Raw genomic sequence first — 19102 nt, 5'->3', positions numbered from 1 at the left:
TTCTCGTTTTTATCGGTTTTGTATTTTTTAGATTGGCGCAATGTTACTTTTTATTGCTTGCCAAACGTAACAAAGCTTGGCTAAGCTTAGGGTCGCTCACAAAGTCAGCAGCACCGCGAAGCATTTCCTGGGTTTCTGTACTGAGTGTTCTTGAAGATTTTTCCTGTTTTGGGGGCGTTTGCAACTGCGGTTTTAACCGGACCTGAATCTTGTGTAAATCTTGAAGTTCTGCCAATTGTGATAGCTGAGCAACATACTGTTTTTGCAAATAGGCCAGTTGACTCACCATCGCCTGATTGGTGCCAGTAATGGTAAGAATCCCTTGCTGATAACAAACAACCTGCCAAAGTTCGGGTTGGGGCAACAAGGGTTGAATAATTTGAGTAAGTTTCTGCCAAGCAGCAACTTGCGTTGAGAGAAACGTTAGGTTTCCTGTTTTTATGTGTTTTCTTGTTTGGCGAAAGACGTTACAAGGTTCGGACATACATATTTCCTTCATGTTTATGTCTTAATCTTATGCGCTCTTTTCAGTGAAGATCAAGGAAGAGATCACCAAGGAACTCTGAGTAAGAACAGTTTTTATGAGGTTTTTATGCATACGCGACGTATTTTATTAGCGTTTTCTTTGGCGGCTTCTGCGGCGTCAGTGGCTTTTGCTGATCTGGTTGACTTAAACAGCCAAAATTCATCGACAGACCGTATTGAAGAATTGACCCGCACCCTGGCACAAGGGACCTATAGCGAGTCACAAGACATCAATATTCCGGCGCAAACTGAAATTAATGTCAAACTGCGTGAAAAAACGGTTGAATTAAACAACGAATCTTTAGCGAAAAAATACGGTTCAGCGTCTTCTGCGAAATCTTATAGCGCTAATCCATATAGCTGGTTAGTGGCGCATCCTTTACCAAATGCCCGTGTAAGCTCAAACTATGGCGGTCGTACCATGAATGGCCGTGCTGAACGTCATTCAGGTTTAGATCTAGCCGCTCCAAGCGGTACACCAATTTATGCCACTGGCCCGGGTATCGTAACTAAATCAGGTTGGGGTACAGGTTATGGTCAATATGTTGAAATTAACCATGGCAATGGCTATTTAACGCGTTACGCTCATGCATCACGCTTAATTGCACGTGTCGGCGACCGTGTTGCTGCAGGTGAGCATATTGCAAACGTAGGCTGTACAGGTCGTTGTACCGGTCCTCATTTACATTATGAAGTAGTAAAAGACGGCGTTCGTAAAAACCCATCAACTTACCTGGCAATGCTGCCTTAATAGCTTGCGGCTTTTGCTCAAAAGGCCTAATTTTTGAGCACGTCATGCATTAAGACCTTATAACGATTATATTATCACTCAAAAGAATATTGTCTGTATATTAAAGCGCCGCTATTGGCGGTTTTTTGTTATTTTGGGTAATAAAACATCAATAGATATTTTTTCTCGAAATAGTAGTCTAAAGTCGTATTCACCGATGGCCATACCTGTAGAAAGCAGAAATATGGTACATATAAACCATATAATTAGGATTCAGGAATGACCGACTATGGCGTATTATGGTGATACCGACGCGCAGGAAACCCAAGAGTGGCAGGACGCGTTTGATTCAGTTTTGCAGCACATGGGAACCGAGCGTGCTGCATTTTTATTAGAAAAACTTTATCAACGGGCAATCGCGAAACACGTTCCCATTCAGCGTCTAAATACGCCTTATTTAAATACCATTTCCGTTGAAGAGCAACCACCACTGCCGGGTGATCAGGATATGGAACGTCGTATCCGCGCCCTGATTCGCTGGAATGCACTGGCAATGGTGCTGCGTGCCAACAAAACGGGCGATGACCTTGGTGGTCACCTGGCCAGTTTTGCTTCTTCTGCCACCCTTTATGATGTCGGCTTTAACCATTTCTTCCGTGCCAATAGCGATAACTTTGGCGGCGACATGATCTATTATCAAGGTCACTGTGCTCCGGGTATCTATGCACGTTCTTTCCTTGAAGGCCGTCTGACGGAAGAGCATTTAAATAATTTCCGCCGTGAAGTGGGTGGTAAAGGTCTGCCATCTTACCCACACCCATACCTGATGCCAGACTACTGGCAGTTCCCGACCGTATCCATGGGTCTGGGTCCGATCATGTCAATCTATCAGGCGCATATTCAAAAATACCTGATGAACCGTGGCCTGATCAAAGAAGAAGACCGTAAAGTCTGGGCTTATCTGGGCGATGGCGAAATGGATGAGCCGGAAAGCCTGGGTGCGATTTCACTGGCGGGTCGTGAGAAGCTCGACAACCTGATCTGGGTGGTGAACTGTAACCTGCAGCGTCTGGATGGCCCGGTACGTGGTAACGGTAAAATTATTCAGGAACTGGAATCACTGTTCCGCGGCGCAGGCTGGCGTGTAATTAAAGTGGTCTGGGGCCGTCATTGGGACCCGCTACTGGATAAAGATAAATCTGGCGCGCTGAAAGCAGTGATGGAAGAAGCGGTTGATGGTGACTATCAGCGTTATCAGGTGAAAGGTGGTGCTTACACCCGTGCGCACTTCTTTGGCCGTTATCCGGAAGCTGAAGAGCTGGTGAAAAACTTAAGCGATGAAGATATTGATAATCTGAACCGCGGCGGTCACGACCCGTACAAGGTATTTGCCGCCTATACCGAAGCGACCAAAGCCAAAGGTCAGCCAACCGTGATTCTGGCCAAAACCGTAAAAGGCTATGGTCTGTCTGAAGAAATTGAAGCGGTGAACAAAACTCACCAAATCAAGAAAATGCAGCTTGAATCACTGAAATATGTACGTAACCGTTTCAACTTGCCATTTACCGATGAGCAGCTGGAAGAAGTACCATTCTATCGTCCAAGTGAAAACTCGCCTGAAATTAAATATATGAAGGCGCGTCGTGAAGCACTGGGCGGCTACTTGCCGGCACGTCGTAAAGACAGCGAGTCTCTCGCGATTCCTGAGCTGTCGGTGTTTGATGCAGTGCTAAAAGGTTCAAACGGTAAAGAACAATCGACCACCATGGTGATGGTGCGTCTGATCTCTGCACTGTTAAAAGAAAAAGCCATTAAAGACCGCGTGGTGCCAATTGTTCCAGATGAAGCGCGTACCTTCGGTCTGGAAGGTATGTTCCGTCAACTGGGTATTTATGCCGCACACGGCCAGAAATATACCCCGGAAGACCAGGAACAATTGATGCATTACCGTGAAGCCAAAGACGGTCACATGCTGCAAGAAGGGATTAACGAAGCCGGTGCGATGAGTGCCTGGGCGGCGTTGGCGACCAGTTATTCGACCAATAACCTGCCAATGATTCCGATGTACATGTACTACTCGATGTTTGGTTTCCAGCGGATTGGTGACATTGCTTGGGCAGCCGGTGATGCACAGGCGCAAGGTTTCTTGCTCGGTGCAACCGCAGGCCGTACCACTCTGAATGGTGAAGGTTTACAGCATCAGGACGGTCACTCGCACATTCTGGCCAATACCATTCCAAACTGTGTCTCTTATGACCCATGTTTCGGTTATGAACTGGCGGTTATCGTCCATGACGGTTTACAGCGCATGTATGTCAATCAGGAGCGTGTGTTCTATTACCTGACGGTTATGAACGAGAACTACGAGCATCCTGAAATGCCGCAGGGCGTTGAAGAAGGCATCAAGCGTGGTATGTATCTGCTTGAAGAAGATGAAAAAGCCACGGTTCAGCTTCTTGGTTCAGGTGTAATTCTGCGTGAAGTGATTAAAGCCGCGAAAATCCTGCGTGAGGAATATCAGATTCACTCCAATGTCTACAGCGTGACCAGCTTCAACGAACTGGCGCGTGATGGTATGGCATGCGAAGAATACAACCGTCTGCATCCGCTGGCGGAAGAAGCCAAAGAGCCGTGGGTATCGAAACAGCTGCGTGGTACGGACGGTATTGTGGTGTCTGCAACTGACCATATGCGTGCTTATAGCGAACAAATCCGTGCTTATTTGCCAGACAGCCGTCCGTTTGTGGCGCTAGGTACAGATGGTTATGGCCGTTCGGATACGCGTGCCAACCTGCGTAGCTACTTCGGTGTCGATGCCGCGCACATTGTGGTGGCAACCTTGAAGAAACTGGCCGATGAAGGCGAAGTTGATGCGCGTCTGGTCAAAGATGCCATTTCAAGCTTTGAACTGGATACCGACCGTCCGGTCGCGTGGGCACCACAGGCTACGCCTGAGTTGCACGCTGTGGCTGACTACAAAGAGGAGAACTAATCATGCACATTACGACTCCTGATATTGGTGTAGATAAAGCCACCGTGGCCGAAATTCTGGTCAAAGTCGGCGATAGCATTGCGGTCGATGACAGTATTGTGCTGCTGGAATCGGACAAAGCCTCTGTTGAAGTGCCAAGCACTTCAGCCGGGGTGGTGAAAAGCATTCTGGTCAATCAGGGTGATGAAGTCGCAGAAGGCGCGGTACTGATTGAACTGGAAGCCGAAGACGGGACGTCACAAGCCGTTGAACCACAACTGGCTGATGCACCGCAAAAAACGTCGGAAAATACTCCGACCTCATTGTCTGATCAGGACATTATTCCGGAAGTGAGTAGCCATCAACCTGCGGCAGCTTCACAAAACCAGACGGCAGCGGCTAGCAGTTCTGCAACAGTTGAAGTGAAAGTGCCGGATATTGGTGTAGAAAAAGCGCTGGTTGGTGAAATTCTGGTTCAGGTCGGTGATCAGATTGATATCGATCAGAGCATTGTGGTGGTGGAATCCGATAAAGCCACGGTGGAAGTGCCAAGTACGGTATCGGGTACGGTGGCCTCTATTGAGATTCAGGCTGGCGATAGCGTCAAAGAAGGTGTGGTGATTCTGACCGTGACCACGGCAGAGGCAGCACCAGCAGCTGAACAGTCGCAAGCTCAAGCCGAACAGCAACCCGCTGCTCAGGCGGCGCCTGAAGCCAAAGCTGAACCAGCAGCACCAGCTTCTGCAGCACCGGCGGGTGATGTCGAAGTGAAGGTCCCGGATTTAGGGGTTGATAAAGCCGCTGTTGCAGAAATTCTGGTTCAGGTCGGTGATACGGTCGAAAAAGATCAAAGTATTATTGTGGTGGAGTCGGACAAGGCCACGGTTGAAGTGCCAAGTACCGCCGCCGGTGTAATCAAGGCGATTCATGTCGAGCTGGGTCAGAGTGTGTCGGAAGGCATTGCGCTGGTGACCATTGAGGCGGAAGGACAGGCAGCACCTGCACCGCAAGCAGCAGCAAAAGCTGAAGCGCCAGCACAAAAAGCCGCACCTGCTGCGCCAGCCGCACCGGCATCAAGCGCTGTACCGAGCACGCATACTGCAGACAAGCTCACCAAAGAGCAAAATGCAGCGAACTCGAAAGTATATGCTGGTCCTGCAGTGCGTAAACTGGCACGTGAACTGGGTGTCATCCTGGCCGATGTCAAAGCTTCCGGTCCACATGCACGGGTCATGAAAGAAGACCTGGTGGCCTATGTGAAGTCGCGTCTGACAGCACCGCAAACTGCTCCGGCAGCCGCAGCGGTGGCAGCAGCACCATCAGGCTTGCCGAAACTGCCAAGTTTCGATGCGTTTGGTGGTGTGGAAGAGAAAGCTTTAACCCGCTTGCAGCAAGTGTCCATTCCACAGCTGTCTTTAAACAACTACATTCCGCAAGTGACCCAGTTTGATGCAGCAGACATTACCGAACTGGAAGCATGGCGCAATGAGCTGAAAGGAAACTTCAAGAAAGAGGGCATCAGCCTGACCATTATGGCCTTTATCATTAAGGCAGTGGCCTACTTGCTGAAAGAAGAGCGCGAGTTTGCCGGTCATTTGTCTGATGATGGCAAGTCTGTGCTACTACGCAATGAAATCCATATGGGCATCGCGGTGGCAACACCAGATGGCCTGACGGTACCGGTACTGCGTAATCCAGACCAAAAATCAATTAAGCAAATTGCAGTTGAACTGGGCGAGCTGGGGCAAAAAGCGCGTGACAAGAAGTTGTCACCGAAAGACCTGCAAGGCGCCAACTTTACCATTTCCAGCCTTGGCGCAATTGGTGGTACCGCCTTTACGCCGCTGGTGAACTGGCCGCAAGTGGCAATTCTGGGGATTTCTCCAGCCACCATGCAACCGGTCTGGAATGGCGAAGGCTTTGATCCACGCTTAATGCTACCACTGTCGCTGTCTTATGATCACCGTGTGATTAATGGCGCAGATGCAGCCCGCTTTACCAACAAGCTGACCAAGCTGCTCAAAGATATCCGGACTTTGTTAATCTAAAACGTCGCTTGGTGTGTCTCTGTGACAGAGAACACGCAAAGTTGAAAACCCTGCTTCGGCAGGGTTTTTGCGTTTGGTACTTGAGTTTTTTCTGTGGCCGATTACAATAACAGCACTTCATTGGGGAGTAGCCGCTTTTTACGCAAAGTAAAAAGGTGATGGTCAACATATTTGCTCAACAGGGCATGGTCATCATAGCAAAGAACCAAAATGCTTTTCTCAAGCTTTCTTTTGTTGGCAAGACCTTTGATTTATCACTCTGCAGATTTGGCTAGCAGGAGGGATAGGTCATTGGTATGTGTGCTAGCCAGAGAAATCCATCATGTATGAATTCCTGATCTCAACTGCAATTGTCGCTTTGGCCGAAATGGGCGATAAAACCCAGCTGTTGGCCCTGTTACTGGCGGCCCGCTTCCGTAAACCACTGCCAATTCTGCTGGCGATTCTGGCCGCCACCCTGATCAATCACGGTTTGTCTGCAGCCTTGGGGCAATGGATTACCACCATTTTAAGTCCTGAAATTCTGCGCTGGATTCTGGCACTCGGTTTTATTGGAATGGCGATCTGGATGCTGATTCCGGATCAGCTGGATGATGAAAATGAAAGCATCAACAAATGGCAGAAATACGGGGTGTTTGGTGCCACCTTTGTTCTGTTCTTCCTGGCAGAAATTGGTGATAAAACCCAGATTGCAACTGTAGCCCTGGCCGCGCGTTTCGACAGTATTTTCTGGGTGATGATTGGCACCACCTTGGGGATGATGATTGCCAATGCGCCGGCAGTATTTATCGGCAATAAAATGGCAGAGAAATTACCGGTATCCCTGATTCATAAAATTGGCGCGCTGATTTTCCTGATCATTGGGGTGAGTACATTGCTGCAATATTATTTCTTTTAAAGGCTGCTACTGATTTTGGCCCAATCTTCCTGGTTGGGCTTTTTTATGGCCTGAACCTGACCTGTGCTTCTACAAAATAGTTGAAAGTTAAATTGTATATTGATTGTAAGTTGGCGGAATACCCTTTATTTTATAGGGAATTAAAAATTTAATGTAAAGATAAGATTTTTTGGGGACAAGGTATGGCGTTCGATCGCACCACATCACAAGTATTATTTGATAATGGCACGCATAAATGTATCAGTTTCACCAGTCTGGTCAAAGGTGAGGGCGTACAGGCCAACCAGTTTCTGATTCTGGACAATGACCGTGCTGCGGTTCTGGACCCGGGCGGTGATTTGACCTATGTACCGCTGACCATGGAACTGAATAAATATACCCGCCTGACCAATCTGGACTATGTGATGGCGTCGCATCAGGACCCGGATATTATTACCTCAATGCCGCGCTGGCTGGTGTATACCGATGCCAAAGTGGTGGCTTCGAAACTGTGGGCGCGCTTCTTGCCACACTTGAACTCGGCCTTTATGAGTGACCGGATGAAAGGCAACTGGCTGGAGCGTCTGATTGAGCTGCCCGATCATGGCCAGGTGATTCCACTGGGACAGGCATCCATTGTTGCCATTCCTGCGCATTTTCTGCATTCGGTCGGTAATTTCCAGTTTTATGATCCGGTGGCCAAAATCCTGTTTTCCGGCGATATGGGCGCTTCAATGGTCGAAGATGCGTCCAAGCCGTTAGAAAACTTTGCCGCGCATATTCCAAAAATGAAAGGTTTCCATCAGCGTTATATGTGTGCCAATAAAGTCATCCGTTTATGGGTGAATATGGTGCGTCAAATGGATGTCGAAATGATTGTACCGCAGCATGGTACCGCGTTTGTAGGCAAGGAGCAGATTAACCAGTTCCTAGACTGGATTGAAACGCTGGAATGTGGTGTCGACCTGATGGATGAGTCGGTATTTACCTGTCCGACTTAAGCCAAAAAATCGCGTAAAAAACTGAAAAAATAACTTGAGTGTAAAAACAACATTTTTTATATTTTCTTCCCCAAAAAAACTCTTTTTTGATGACGAGAATTTTAACAATGTTGTCTCAAGTTGCTTCCTCAGATGCGTGTCTTAGCTGCGGCGCATGCTGCACCTATTTTAGAGTTTCATTTTACTGGGCAGAAGGCATTCCCATGCCTGAGCATTATACCGAACCGGTAAATGCCCTCTATTCATGCATGAAAGGGACCAATCAGGCCAATCCGCGTTGTATTGCGCTGGAGGGAACGGTCGGACAACAGGTCAGCTGCTCTATGTACGAGCAGCGCAGTTCCAGTTGCAAAGAGGTACAGATTGCCGATGAGCAGTGCAATAAGGCACGCCGTGCGCATAACCTGATTCCTTTAGTGCTGGTCGAAGCGGCCAATGATGGCCAGGACCCGGATTTTGACCGGGTCAGTTAAAGACTTCAGCATCCAGATGCTGTTATCGTAGAAAAGCAGGCCATGGCCTGCTTTTTTCATCAGCAAACTCATCCGAATTGTCAGGATGTGCGGAATAAATAATTATTTATGCAATAACAAATGAAATTTATAGCAAGATTTGTTTATAATAGCGCACGGAAATTACCAGTGAGACTGTTATGTTGACCATCGTTCAAGAAGCGCTAACCTTCGATGATGTCTTATTACTCCCTGCCTACTCAACTGTCCTCCCAAAAGATGTCTCTCTAAAGACACGTTTAACTCGCGGCATTAATCTGAATATTCCTCTTGTGTCTGCAGCCATGGATACGGTGACTGAATCCCGTATGGCCATTGCAATGGCGCAAAATGGCGGTATTGGTATCCTGCATAAAAACATGGATATCGCAGCGCAGGCGGCTGAAGTACGTCGTGTGAAAAAATTTGAAGCCGGTATGGTCAAAGACCCGATCACTGTGACCCCAGAAACCACAGTACGTGAACTGATTGCCTTAACTCAAGCCAACAACATCAGCGGTGTTCCTGTGGTGAAAGATGGTAAAGTGGTGGGCATCGTCACTGGTCGTGATACGCGCTTTGAAACCAATCTGGAGCAGCCGGTCAGCAACATCATGACCGGTCAGGACCGTCTGGTGACGGTGCGTGAAGGCGAATCAAAAGAAAATATCCAGGCACTATTGCAACAGCACCGTATTGAGAAAGTACTGGTGGTGGGTGAGAACAATGAACTGCGTGGTTTAATTACGGTCACTGATTTCCGTAAAGCAGAACTTTATCCAAACAGCTGTAAAGATGACCTCGGTCGTTTACGCGTAGGTGCTGCAGTGGGTACCGGTGTGGAAACCCCAAGCCGTGTAGAAGCGCTGGTTGAAGCTGGTGTGGACGTGATTGTAGTCGATACTGCACACGGTCACTCTGCCGGTGTAATTGAACGCGTACGCTGGGTAAAACAGAACTATCCGCAAGTGCAGGTCATTGGTGGTAACATCGCAACGGGTGATGCTGCGCTTGCGTTATTAGATGCCGGTGCAGATGCAGTGAAAGTCGGTATTGGTCCGGGTTCTATCTGTACCACCCGTATTGTGGCCGGTATTGGTATGCCGCAAATCTCGGCGATTGACTCTGTAGCAAATGCATTAAAAGAACAGATTCCATTGATCGCGGATGGTGGTATCCGTTTCTCTGGCGATATGGCCAAAGCGATTGGCGCAGGTGCCAGCACGATTATGGTCGGTTCACTGCTGGCTGGTACTGAAGAAGCACCGGGCGAAGTTGAATTCTTCCAGGGCCGTTATTACAAGGCTTATCGTGGTATGGGCTCATTGGGTGCCATGGCGGGTGCAACCGGTTCTGCAGACCGTTACTTCCAGGACTCTAAAGCCGGTGCTGAAAAACTGGTGCCAGAAGGTATTGAAGGTCGCGTACCGTACAAAGGCCCAATGGGTAATATCGTGCATCAGATGATGGGTGGTTTACGTTCATCAATGGGTTATACCGGTTCTTCAACCATTGAAGACCTGCGTCAGAATGCCAAATTCGTGAAGATTACTGCAGCCGGTATGTCTGAATCTCACGTGCATGATGTGACCATTACCAAAGAAGCACCGAACTATCGCGTTGGTTGATTTTTGGTAATTCGCCTTATAGAAAAGCCGTCATATATGTGACGGCTTTTTTAATTTTGGTGTAAAGTAAGCGTGTTGAAACAGGATGATGAAAATCACCATAACCCTATAAGAAGTGAGTAAGACATGAGTTATTTTGGAACCGATGGTATACGTGGCAAGTTTGGGGAGCTTCCAATTACACCAGAGTTTGCATTGAAACTAGGTTTCGCGGCAGGTAAAGTTTTAAAAAAATACAGCAAAAAAAATAAACCGATTGTGGTACTGGGCAAAGATACCCGTCTGTCAGGTTATATTCTGGAATCGGCGCTACAGGCCGGTCTGAACGCTGCCGGTATTTATGTACATTTACTGGGGCCATTGCCGACCCCCGCGATTGCACATTTAACCCGTGCCTTACATGCCAGTCTGGGCATTGTCATTTCTGCATCGCATAACCCGTATTTTGATAACGGGATTAAATTCTTCTCCAGCGAAGGCAAAAAACTGCCGGATGAACTGCAGGAAGCGATTAATCAAGAACTCGAAAATGAAATTCAGATTGAAGATAACGCCAATCTGGGTAAAAGCTTCCGCGTTAAAGACTCTGCCGGACGTTATATCGAATTCTGTAAATCGACCTTTCCTTATCATTTCGATCTGAACCATTTAAAAATTGTGGTGGACTGTGCCAATGGTGCAGCCTATAACGTTGGTCCGGCGGTATTTAAAGAGCTGGGTGCCAAGGTCATTCCGCTATATAACACCCCAGATGGTCTGAATATTAATGAAGATTGTGGTTCGACCCATCCGGAACAGTTACAGCAGGCGGTGGTAGAACATCAGGCGGATTTGGGCATTGCCTTTGATGGCGATGCTGACCGGGTAATTATGGTCGACAAAAATGGTGAGCAGATCACCGGTGATCATATCCTTTATATTCTGGCGACGCAGGCCAAAAACAAACCGGCAGGTATTGCCGGAACTGTCATGAGCAATATGGCACTGGAACTGGCGTTAGAAAAAGCTGGAGTCGAGTTTGTTCGCGCCAAAGTTGGTGACCGCTATGTGTTGCAGGCGCTTGAGGAAAATGGCTGGAATATCGGCGGTGAGCCATCGGGCCATGTCCTGACTCTGGATAAAAGCACCACTGGTGATGCGATTATTGCCGCATTACAGGTCTTAACCGTCATGGTAGAGCAGGGCAAAGCCCTGCATGAACTGGTTGCCGATTTTAAACTGTTCCCGCAAGTGTTGGTGAATGTACGTTTAGAGGCTATGTTTGACCCATATGCCGTGCCCGCTTTAGTGGAAGAATTTGGTAAAGCAGAAGCGCAGCTGCAAGGCCGTGGCCGTATCCTGATTCGTAAGTCAGGCACTGAACCGGTGATTCGTGTAATGGTCGAAGGGGATGACCAGCAGGAAGTGACCGTACTGGCCAACCATCTGGCTGATGCCGTGCGTCATCATGCGATTGCTGCCTAAGGGGAGTATAGATGTCTGATTTAATTAAAGACTTAAGTGAATTACGTTTAAGCTATCAAAAAGGCGAGCTGCATGAGTCAGCCGCTTTGGCTGATCCGCATCAGCAGTTCTTAAACTGGTTTAATCATGCGCTGGAAATTAAACTGCATGAACCTTATGCCATGTCTTTGGCTACGGCCAATGCGCAGGGCCGTCCGCATGTGCGTACCGTGCTACTGCGCGGTGCAACCGAACTTGGTTATGACTTTTATACCAACTATGACAGCCAGAAAGGCACCGACTTACTGGAAAATCCTTATGCGGAATTGCTGTTTTACTGGCCGGAACTGGAACGCCAGATTCGGGTTAGCGGCCGGGTGAGTAAAATTCCAGAGGAAGAGTCGCATCTGTACTATAACAAGCGTCCACGTGACAGCCAGATTGCGGCGCATATCAGTACCCCGCAAAGTGGTGTAATTGCCAGCCGTGAAGCATTGCAACAGCGTTTTGCACAGCTTGCAGCCCAGGTGGGTGAGCAGGATGTACTGAGCAAGCCGGAATTCTGGGGCGGTTATCGTCTGGAACCGGATTATTATGAATTTTGGCAGGGGCGCCCGAATCGTTTACATGACCGTTTAAGTTATGAAAAAACTGATGGGGTATGGACACTGCAACGACTGATGCCTTAAATGTCGAATATACAGATTAAACAACGACCTTTTCTGACACGCCCTGAAAGTTTTCAGGGCGTGACGCCGTTGATTGCCCAGATTTTGGCGCGACGTGGTGTGCAATCCGAACAGGAACTGGAACTGAAGCTGAAACACTTGCTGGCGCCGACCATGAAAGGGCTGGATCAGGCCATTCAGATTCTGGATCAGGCCATTGACGGGCAAAAAGAGATTGTCATTGTCGGTGATTATGATGCCGATGGCGCCACCAGTACCGCTTTAATGGTGCTGGCCTTGCGTGAATTGGGTGCCAAGGTACAGTATCTGGTGCCGGACCGGTTTAAATATGGGTATGGCCTGACCCCGGCAATTGCCGATCTGGCCTTTACCCGCTTTCAGCCTGATTTATTAATTACCGTTGATAATGGTATTTCCAGCCATGCCGGCGTGGAACGGGCGCAAGCACATGGTATGCAGGTTATTATTACCGACCATCACCTGACCACCAAAGCTACACCAGCGGCGGATGCCGTCGTCAATCCAAACCAGCTCGGCTGCGAATTTCCAAGTAAAGCGCTGGCCGGCGTCGGGGTGGCATTTTATGTCTTGGCCAACTTGTCCAGCTATCGTAAAAAACAAGGCAAATCCAGCAGCAACCTGACCCAATATCTGGATCTGGTGGCTTTGGGTACCTATGCCGATGTGGCCAGTCTGGACTATAACAACCGTATTCTGGTGGATGCCGGACTGAAAAAAATCCAGCAACATCTGTGTCGGCCGGGAATTTCAGCACTGCTGGATATAGCCGGACGAGAGGCAGCCAGTTTAAAAGCCCAGGATTTAGGTTTTGTGTTGGGACCACGGATTAATGCCGCGGGCCGAATGGAAACCATGGATATTGGTATTGAATGTCTGCTGGCCAATGATGCACAAACTGCTTATCGCTTCGCTGAACAGTTAAACCAGTTAAATGTAGAGCGTCGTCAGGTTGAAGGGCAGATCAAGCAGGAAGCATTGCAGGAACTGGAAAAAATCCAGCTCGATGCAAGTGAACTGCCTGCGGCCTTAATCATGTTTGAGCCGCACTGGCATCAAGGGGTGATTGGTATTGTCGCAGGTCGGCTGAAAGAACAGTTCCATCGCCCGAGTATTGTGTTTGCGGCTGATGAAGATGGTATTCATATTAAAGGGTCGGCACGTTCCATTGATGGTATTCATATCCGTGATGCGATTGAACAGGTAGCCGAGCAGTATCCGCATCTGGTCAGCCATTTTGGTGGACATGCAGCTGCGGCCGGACTGACCATTCAAAAAGCTCATTTTCAGGAATTTAGGCAGATTTTTGAACAGCTGATTGCCAGCATGGACCCTGAGTTGTTTCAGGCCACCTTATGGACCGATGGCGAATTGCCGGTAGAAGATTTTCATCTAGACACTGTGCATACCTTGCAGCACTTGGCGCCGTGGGGGCAGAAATTTCCACCGCCAATTTTTGAGGGACAATTTCAGATTGTAGATTATCGCTGGTTAAAGGATAGCCATTTAAAGCTGCGTCTGGCTTTAAATAACGGGCAGGTATTAGATGCAATTGCTTTTAGCGCCAAAGATAAATTTGCATTTGACCCGATGCAGGATAGCGTGCATTTGGTCTATGAGCTGGAACGCAATGAGTTTAATGGCAATGTCAGCTTACAGCTGCGGATTTTACATTTACAACAATAAAAAACCGCTCAAGTGAGCGGTTTTTTACTTTTAATCTAAAAGATTAGAAGCGGAATGTACCGTTGATACCAATTGAGTCTGCACCATCAGTTGTTGTGTAATTTACACCTGCAGCAATTGCTGGAGTAAAGAATTTTTGAGCACGAACTGAGAATACAGCATCAAAATCATCTAAAGTCGCATCATTTACTGATACACCGACACTTAAGGTTGGATCAATATAAAGATCAGCAGCTACACCATACGCTGTTTCATCACCGAAACCAGCTGCAGCTTCGAAGTTTGCATAATGGTTGCCTACTAAAGTTACATATTTAGCGCGTAGCGTCACAGCAGTATCGTCAGCTAAGGCAGTAGACGTACTCAGAGTATTAATAAAACCTTTTTTAGCTGCTTGTTGAGCATCAATATTTTCTTTTGAAACGCCAGCAGCTAAAAGTAAGCCATTGATAGGTAAATAACCTGCTTCAATAGCATAACCAGTATTGTCATCAGATGCTGTGCCGAACTCTGTTTCTACAGTAACTTCTGCACGATTGATGCTACCTGCAACATAGAATTGAGAATTCGGAATAAAGAATTCACCATTGATACCTACCGTATCAATTTCAAGTTCAGCACCTTCATCTTCAGTGCTAGCATTTGCATACGCTAAACCAATGTTACTTGCTTTACCTAAAAAAGCTGCCTCGGCAAGCGGAGAATTTTTAACTTGAACCCCATTTAAATAGTATTTTCCACCAATAGAAAATGTATCTACATCACCTAAGTTGTCGATATCTGTATTTTCATATCCAGCGTTGATTTCAGCTTGATAAGCGTGTGCAGTTCCTAGGCTGGCAATAAGCGCTGTAGCAAGAGCAAGTTGTTTAAGCATTTAGAGTTCTCTCTTTGTTATAAAAATATGACTGTTTTATAAACAGTTGTAACAAATTGTACAGTTTATATTCGTTCAGTCAATGTGCAAAAACTACCTAAATGCTTCTTATCAGTGCAAAAAACCCATCCGGAGATGGGTTTTTTTACGATTTATACGTTTCTATACAGATTAGAAGCGGTATTTTGCTGCTACACCAAAGCGGTTGTAGTCGTTGCTACCTGCTTCACCGAAACCGACACGACCTTCAAGGCTGACTTGTGGAGTGAAGAATTTACGGGCATTGATACCAAACTCGCTGTTGTCGTTCAGATCATTGTTGTAATAATCTGCACCGATACTCAGGGTTTTATCAATGTAGTAATCTGCTGCTAAGTTATATTCGTCCAGATCACCGAACGCTGCACCGGCTTCAAGGTTAATGTCTTTACCATTGCTTAAAGTGGTGACATATTTGGCACGTAAGGTAGGGTCTACACCGTCGTCATAGTCATTGTCCCAACCTTTCACACCTGCGGCAATTAACAGACCTGGTGCTGGTAAATAACCTACTTCGGCACCATAGGTGGTTAAGTCATTGTCAAAGTCATCATTGTCTTTTAAATCATGACCATTGACATTACCGCTCAAGTAGAAATCTGAGTTTGGTACAAAGTACTCAGCGCCTACGCCATAACGATGCGCTTCACCATCACCGACTTCATCATATTGATATTGCGCATTCACGTTGCTGGCACGATCAAGAAAGGCTGCTTCTGCCAAAGGCGCATTACGCGTTTGAACAGGGTTAAAGTAGTAGGTACCATCTACACCAAAAGAACCACTTGTGCCGCCATGATCTGGATCAATTAATCCTGCAGAAGCACCAATTTCAGCTTGGTATGCATGTGCTGTACCTGCGACTGCGAATACAGATAAAAGTGCTGAAGCAATTGCTAGTTTTTTCATGGATCTTACCCCTCTGAAATCAGGTTGACTGTTTAATTTTTTGTTACAACTTCAGTCTAGGCCAAATAAAATTTTGGTCAATCCAGCAAAAGTTACCGCATTGTTTCAGCTGTAATATTGTGTAATTGATTAATTTTAAGATATTGATAAATAATAGAAAATAATTAATGTTTTGTTTTATTAAAAGTATGGAGATTCTGTGAATTTAGGTCAATTTGTATAATTTTTGCGCTGTATTATAAGTTATGATGCGGCTTTGTAAAACCCTTTTGCGAAAGATGAAAAATTTCATTTTTATCAATTTGAAAGCCAAGAACGGGCAATTAAACCGAATTTTAAATGCGTTTTTTTCTTGATCTTTCTTCTAGTTTGCTGGTCTCTGTAGGTTGTGCTCATCATGGCCGTCTAAGTTTATATCCATCATTTTAGTTGAGTGGATGCAGGCGCCTCTTACTCCTGATTGGCTCTATGCTACAATACACGGGTTTTATCGATATTTTTTGAGAGCATTCACGTGGAAATTAATCCTTATCTAAACCAGCTAAAAGACTTGAACGAACGTGGTCAAACACTACGGGGGTATCTTTGACTACGATCTTAAAAAAGAGCGTTTAGAAGAAGTTCTCCGTGAATTGGAAGATCCGGCCATCTGGAATGACCAGAACCGCGCCCAAGCCATGGCCAAAGAAAAAGGCGAGCTTGAGAACGTCCTGAATGTATTAGATGGTCTAGCAACACAGCTCGAAGATGCGCAGGCAATGCTGGATCTGGCGGTGGAAGCCGATGAAGAAGCCATGCTGGAAGATGTACAGGCCGAATTGAGCGCCGCTGAAAAAGAGCTGGCAAAACTTGAATTCCGCCGGATGTTTAACAATCCAATGGACCCGAACCCGTGCTATGTCGAAATTCAGGCCGGTTCTGGCGGTACCGAAGCACAGGATTGGGCTTCAATGCTGCTACGTATGTATATGCGCTGGATTGAGCGTCATGGCTTTAAGGCTGAGCTGATGGAAGAATCAGACGGTGATGTGGCTGGGATCAAGTCTGCTACGATCCGTGTAGAAGGTGAGTATGCCTATGGCTGGTTACGTACCGAATCAGGTGTACACCGTCTAGTACGTAAATCACCATTCGACTCGGGTAACCGCCGTCATACCTCATTCTCTGCAGTATTTGTATCGCCTGAAGTAGATGACAATATTGAGATTGAAATCAATCCTTCAGATGTCCGTACCGATACTTACCGTGCCTCGGGTGCCGGTGGTCAGCACATTAACAAAACTGACTCTGCGGTACGTTTGACTCATATTCCAACCGGTATTGTGGTGGCCTGTCAAAACCAGCGTTCACAACATGCCAACCGTGACCATGCCTGGAAACAGTTACGTGCAAAACTCTATGAACTGGAAATGAGCAAACGTAATGAAGCGGCTCAAGCATTAGAAGACTCGAAGTCTGACATTGGTTGGGGTAGCCAGATCCGTTCTTATGTACTGGATGACTCACGTATCAAAGACTTACGTACTGGTGTTGAAAATTCAAATACAGGTGCAGTTCTGGATGGTGATCTGGATAAATTTATTGAAGCAAGCTTGAAACAAGGCCTGTAAGCAGACCTTTTAACTCTCTGCGTAGCAAGGCAGATACAGTTTGTAACTCTTATATCTAAAATATTCGATATATAAATCGAAAAAATACGATATAATAGGATAAATGCTGCAATCAGCTTTGTTGCGCACGACTATGTGATGTGACTATGGACTTTGATCTGATCTTTAAAGCACTGGCAAATCCCACACGCCGGCAAATTCTGGAATGGTTAAAAACACCAGAGCAGTTTCTGTCTGCCGAAGAATGTGGCGGCTTTCAGCGTGGTGTTTGTGCGGGCCAGATTGAAAAATTAGGGCAAGTCTCGCAGTCCACCATGTCCAATCATTTGTCCGTGTTACAGCAGGCGGGATTAATTACCGCCACCAAACATGGGCAATGGTCATATTTCTCCCGCAACGAAGCTTTGATTCAGCAGTACATCGAACATCTACAACAACACCTCTAAAACATATCTGGAGGTCGGAGTCAGTATGGCTGAATTAAATACTCCCCTGAAACTGGGTGCGCTTGAATTAAAAAACCGTGTCATCATGGCGCCTTTAACCCGTAGTCGTGCTACGGATGATCGCGTTCCGACGGCATTAATGGCGGAATATTATGCTCAGCGTGCCAGCGCCGGTCTGATTATTTCTGAAGCCACAGTCATTTCTGAAGAAGCCAATGGCTATTTAAATACTCCGGGCCTGTTTAGCGATGCTCAGGTTGAAGGCTGGAAGCGGGTCACCCATGCAGTGCATGAGTGCGGCAGTTTAATTGTGGCGCAGTTATGGCATGTGGGCCGGGTGTCGCATCCCGATTTACTTCAAGGCGAAACGCCAGTGTCTGCCAGCGCTGTGCAACAGGCTGGTCATGTCAGCTTGCTGCGTCCAAAACGTCCTTATGTGCTGCCACGTCCGCTAGAAATTGCTGAAATTCACGCGATTACTGCGCAATATAAACAGGCGGCGATACGTGCCAAAGACGCCGGTTTTGACGGGGTAGAACTGCACGCGGCCAATGGTTATTTAATTGACCAGTTCCTGCAAAGCAAGACCAACCAGCGTGAAGATCAGTATGGCGGTTCGGTTGAAAACCGTGCCCGTTTCCTGCTGGAAGTGGTGGATGCCTTGATTGAGATCTGGGGTGCTGGACGTGTGGGTGTACACCTTGCACCGCGCGGTGATGAGCATGATATGGGTGATGATGATCCACGTGAAACATTTGGCTATGTGATGCAGGAATTGGGTAAACGCCAGATCGCGTTTTTCTTTACCCGTGAATATTTGGCAGAAGACAGTATTTCCGAGTATATGAAACAGCGTTCAGGTGGTGTTCCCTACATTGCCAATATGCGTTTAAGCCGTGCCGATGCGATTGAACTGCTGGCTTCGGGCAAAGCCGATGCCGTGTCTTTTGGTAAGGCTTATATTGCCAACCCGGATTTATATGAACGTTTGCTGGATGATGCACCGCTAAATGAACTGCAGCTAGAGACCATGATTGGGGTGCAGGGTGCAGCAGGCTATACCGATTATCCAAGCCTGGCTGAAAGCGTGGTGACTGCCGACTAAAGCAGCCAC

At 47.1% G+C, this 19102-nt stretch carries 16 protein-coding genes and 1 riboswitch; of the genes, 13 read left to right on the top strand and 3 right to left on the bottom strand.

The features are described from left to right. Positions 1–43 precede the first annotated feature (43 nt). Complete coding sequence (locus FTU69_RS04465) at positions 44–484, bottom strand: hypothetical protein (protein ID WP_016658741.1); 441 nt, start codon at positions 482–484, stop codon at positions 44–46. A gap of 108 nt (positions 485–592) precedes the next feature. Between FTU69_RS04465 and FTU69_RS04460 the strand changes: the two genes are divergently transcribed. The 10 genes from FTU69_RS04460 (at position 593) to recJ (ending at position 14107) form a co-directional block, all read left to right on the top strand. Then, positions 593–1276: a M23 family metallopeptidase gene (locus FTU69_RS04460; protein WP_005180807.1), complete on the top strand. Its 684-nt coding sequence runs from the start codon at positions 593–595 to the stop codon at positions 1274–1276. Between the two features lie 268 nt (positions 1277–1544). Next, positions 1545–4247, top strand: a complete 2703-nt coding sequence (aceE, locus tag FTU69_RS04455; RefSeq protein ID WP_127800553.1) for a pyruvate dehydrogenase (acetyl-transferring), homodimeric type — start codon at positions 1545–1547, stop codon at positions 4245–4247. A gap of 2 nt (positions 4248–4249) precedes the next feature. Further along, positions 4250–6274, top strand: coding sequence for a 2-oxo acid dehydrogenase subunit E2 (locus FTU69_RS04450; protein WP_180087989.1), 2025 nt, complete (start codon positions 4250–4252; stop codon positions 6272–6274). 110 nt (positions 6275–6384) lie between these two features. Continuing rightward, a riboswitch (yybP-ykoY riboswitch) is annotated at positions 6385–6525 on the top strand. Positions 6526–6596: 71 nt separating this feature from the next. Continuing rightward, positions 6597–7172 (top strand): TMEM165/GDT1 family protein, encoded by a 576-nt coding sequence (locus FTU69_RS04445; protein WP_180087988.1) that lies wholly within the window; start codon positions 6597–6599, stop codon positions 7170–7172. A gap of 182 nt (positions 7173–7354) precedes the next feature. Continuing rightward, entirely contained in the window at positions 7355–8152 is a 798-nt protein-coding gene (locus FTU69_RS04440; RefSeq protein WP_163145390.1) for an MBL fold metallo-hydrolase, read from the top strand. A gap of 107 nt (positions 8153–8259) precedes the next feature. After that, the gene (locus tag FTU69_RS04435; RefSeq protein WP_075167288.1) at positions 8260–8625 is read left to right on the top strand and encodes a YkgJ family cysteine cluster protein; all 366 of its coding nucleotides are present in this window, start codon (positions 8260–8262) and stop codon (positions 8623–8625) included. 179 nt (positions 8626–8804) lie between these two features. After that, positions 8805–10271: an IMP dehydrogenase gene (gene guaB, locus FTU69_RS04430; protein ID WP_005180795.1), complete on the top strand. Its 1467-nt coding sequence runs from the start codon at positions 8805–8807 to the stop codon at positions 10269–10271. Positions 10272–10397: 126 nt separating this feature from the next. Next, positions 10398–11735 (top strand): phosphoglucosamine mutase, encoded by a 1338-nt coding sequence (glmM, locus tag FTU69_RS04425; RefSeq protein WP_005180793.1) that lies wholly within the window; start codon positions 10398–10400, stop codon positions 11733–11735. Between the two features lie 11 nt (positions 11736–11746). Next, positions 11747–12403 (top strand): pyridoxamine 5'-phosphate oxidase, encoded by a 657-nt coding sequence (gene pdxH / locus FTU69_RS04420; RefSeq protein WP_104490358.1) that lies wholly within the window; start codon positions 11747–11749, stop codon positions 12401–12403. Further along, a complete protein-coding gene (recJ, locus tag FTU69_RS04415) occupies positions 12404–14107 on the top strand; it encodes a single-stranded-DNA-specific exonuclease RecJ (protein ID WP_180087987.1) in 1704 nt (567 codons plus the stop codon). A gap of 43 nt (positions 14108–14150) precedes the next feature. Here recJ and FTU69_RS04410 read toward each other — a convergent pair whose 3' ends face one another. Next, on the bottom strand, positions 14151–14984 hold the full coding sequence (locus tag FTU69_RS04410; RefSeq protein ID WP_104494973.1) for a putative porin: 834 nt from the start codon (positions 14982–14984) through the stop codon (positions 14151–14153). A 171-nt stretch (positions 14985–15155) separates the two neighbouring features. Further along, the gene (locus tag FTU69_RS04405; protein WP_005180785.1) at positions 15156–15932 is read right to left on the bottom strand and encodes a putative porin; all 777 of its coding nucleotides are present in this window, start codon (positions 15930–15932) and stop codon (positions 15156–15158) included. Between the two features lie 514 nt (positions 15933–16446). On the opposite strand from FTU69_RS04405, the gene prfB reads away from it, so the two are divergent. The 3 genes from prfB (at position 16447) to FTU69_RS04390 (ending at position 19093) form a co-directional block, all read left to right on the top strand. Then, a protein-coding gene (gene prfB / locus FTU69_RS04400; protein ID WP_180103548.1) for a peptide chain release factor 2 occupies positions 16447–17542 on the top strand; the annotation gives its coding sequence in 2 pieces (ribosomal slippage) (positions 16447–16518 and positions 16520–17542; 1095 coding nt in all). 146 nt (positions 17543–17688) lie between these two features. Further along, positions 17689–17988 (top strand): helix-turn-helix transcriptional regulator, encoded by a 300-nt coding sequence (locus FTU69_RS04395; RefSeq protein WP_005180779.1) that lies wholly within the window; start codon positions 17689–17691, stop codon positions 17986–17988. A 25-nt stretch (positions 17989–18013) separates the two neighbouring features. Then, positions 18014–19093 carry an alkene reductase gene (locus FTU69_RS04390; protein ID WP_180103547.1) on the top strand — a complete coding sequence of 360 codons (1080 nt, stop codon included), beginning with the start codon at positions 18014–18016 and terminating at the stop codon, positions 19091–19093. Positions 19094–19102: the final 9 nt, after the last annotated feature.

The sequence above is a fragment of the Acinetobacter sp. YH12134 genome (genome assembly GCF_013418555.1).
Classification (GTDB): Bacteria; Pseudomonadota; Gammaproteobacteria; order Pseudomonadales; family Moraxellaceae; genus Acinetobacter; species Acinetobacter indicus.
The sequence above is the reverse complement of the archived record's forward strand: the minus strand, read 5'-3'. Positions and strand labels throughout refer to the sequence as shown.

Bases quoted from the DNA above. Each gene is read 5' to 3' on its own strand.
- FTU69_RS04465 (WP_016658741.1), bottom strand. From the start codon at position 484: ATGTCCGAACCTTGTAACGTCTTTCGCCAAACAAGAAAACACATAAAA.
- FTU69_RS04460 (WP_005180807.1), top strand. From the start codon at position 593: ATGCATACGCGACGTATTTTATTAGCGTTTTCTTTGGCGGCTTCTGCG.
- aceE (WP_127800553.1), top strand. From the start codon at position 1,545: ATGGCGTATTATGGTGATACCGACGCGCAGGAAACCCAAGAGTGGCAG.
- FTU69_RS04450 (WP_180087989.1), top strand. From the start codon at position 4,250: ATGCACATTACGACTCCTGATATTGGTGTAGATAAAGCCACCGTGGCC.
- FTU69_RS04445 (WP_180087988.1), top strand. From the start codon at position 6,597: ATGTATGAATTCCTGATCTCAACTGCAATTGTCGCTTTGGCCGAAATG.
- FTU69_RS04440 (WP_163145390.1), top strand. From the start codon at position 7,355: ATGGCGTTCGATCGCACCACATCACAAGTATTATTTGATAATGGCACG.
- FTU69_RS04435 (WP_075167288.1), top strand. From the start codon at position 8,260: ATGTTGTCTCAAGTTGCTTCCTCAGATGCGTGTCTTAGCTGCGGCGCA.
- guaB (WP_005180795.1), top strand. From the start codon at position 8,805: ATGTTGACCATCGTTCAAGAAGCGCTAACCTTCGATGATGTCTTATTA.
- glmM (WP_005180793.1), top strand. From the start codon at position 10,398: ATGAGTTATTTTGGAACCGATGGTATACGTGGCAAGTTTGGGGAGCTT.
- pdxH (WP_104490358.1), top strand. From the start codon at position 11,747: ATGTCTGATTTAATTAAAGACTTAAGTGAATTACGTTTAAGCTATCAA.
- recJ (WP_180087987.1), top strand. From the start codon at position 12,404: ATGTCGAATATACAGATTAAACAACGACCTTTTCTGACACGCCCTGAA.
- FTU69_RS04410 (WP_104494973.1), bottom strand. From the start codon at position 14,984: ATGCTTAAACAACTTGCTCTTGCTACAGCGCTTATTGCCAGCCTAGGA.
- FTU69_RS04405 (WP_005180785.1), bottom strand. From the start codon at position 15,932: ATGAAAAAACTAGCAATTGCTTCAGCACTTTTATCTGTATTCGCAGTC.
- FTU69_RS04395 (WP_005180779.1), top strand. From the start codon at position 17,689: ATGGACTTTGATCTGATCTTTAAAGCACTGGCAAATCCCACACGCCGG.
- FTU69_RS04390 (WP_180103547.1), top strand. From the start codon at position 18,014: ATGGCTGAATTAAATACTCCCCTGAAACTGGGTGCGCTTGAATTAAAA.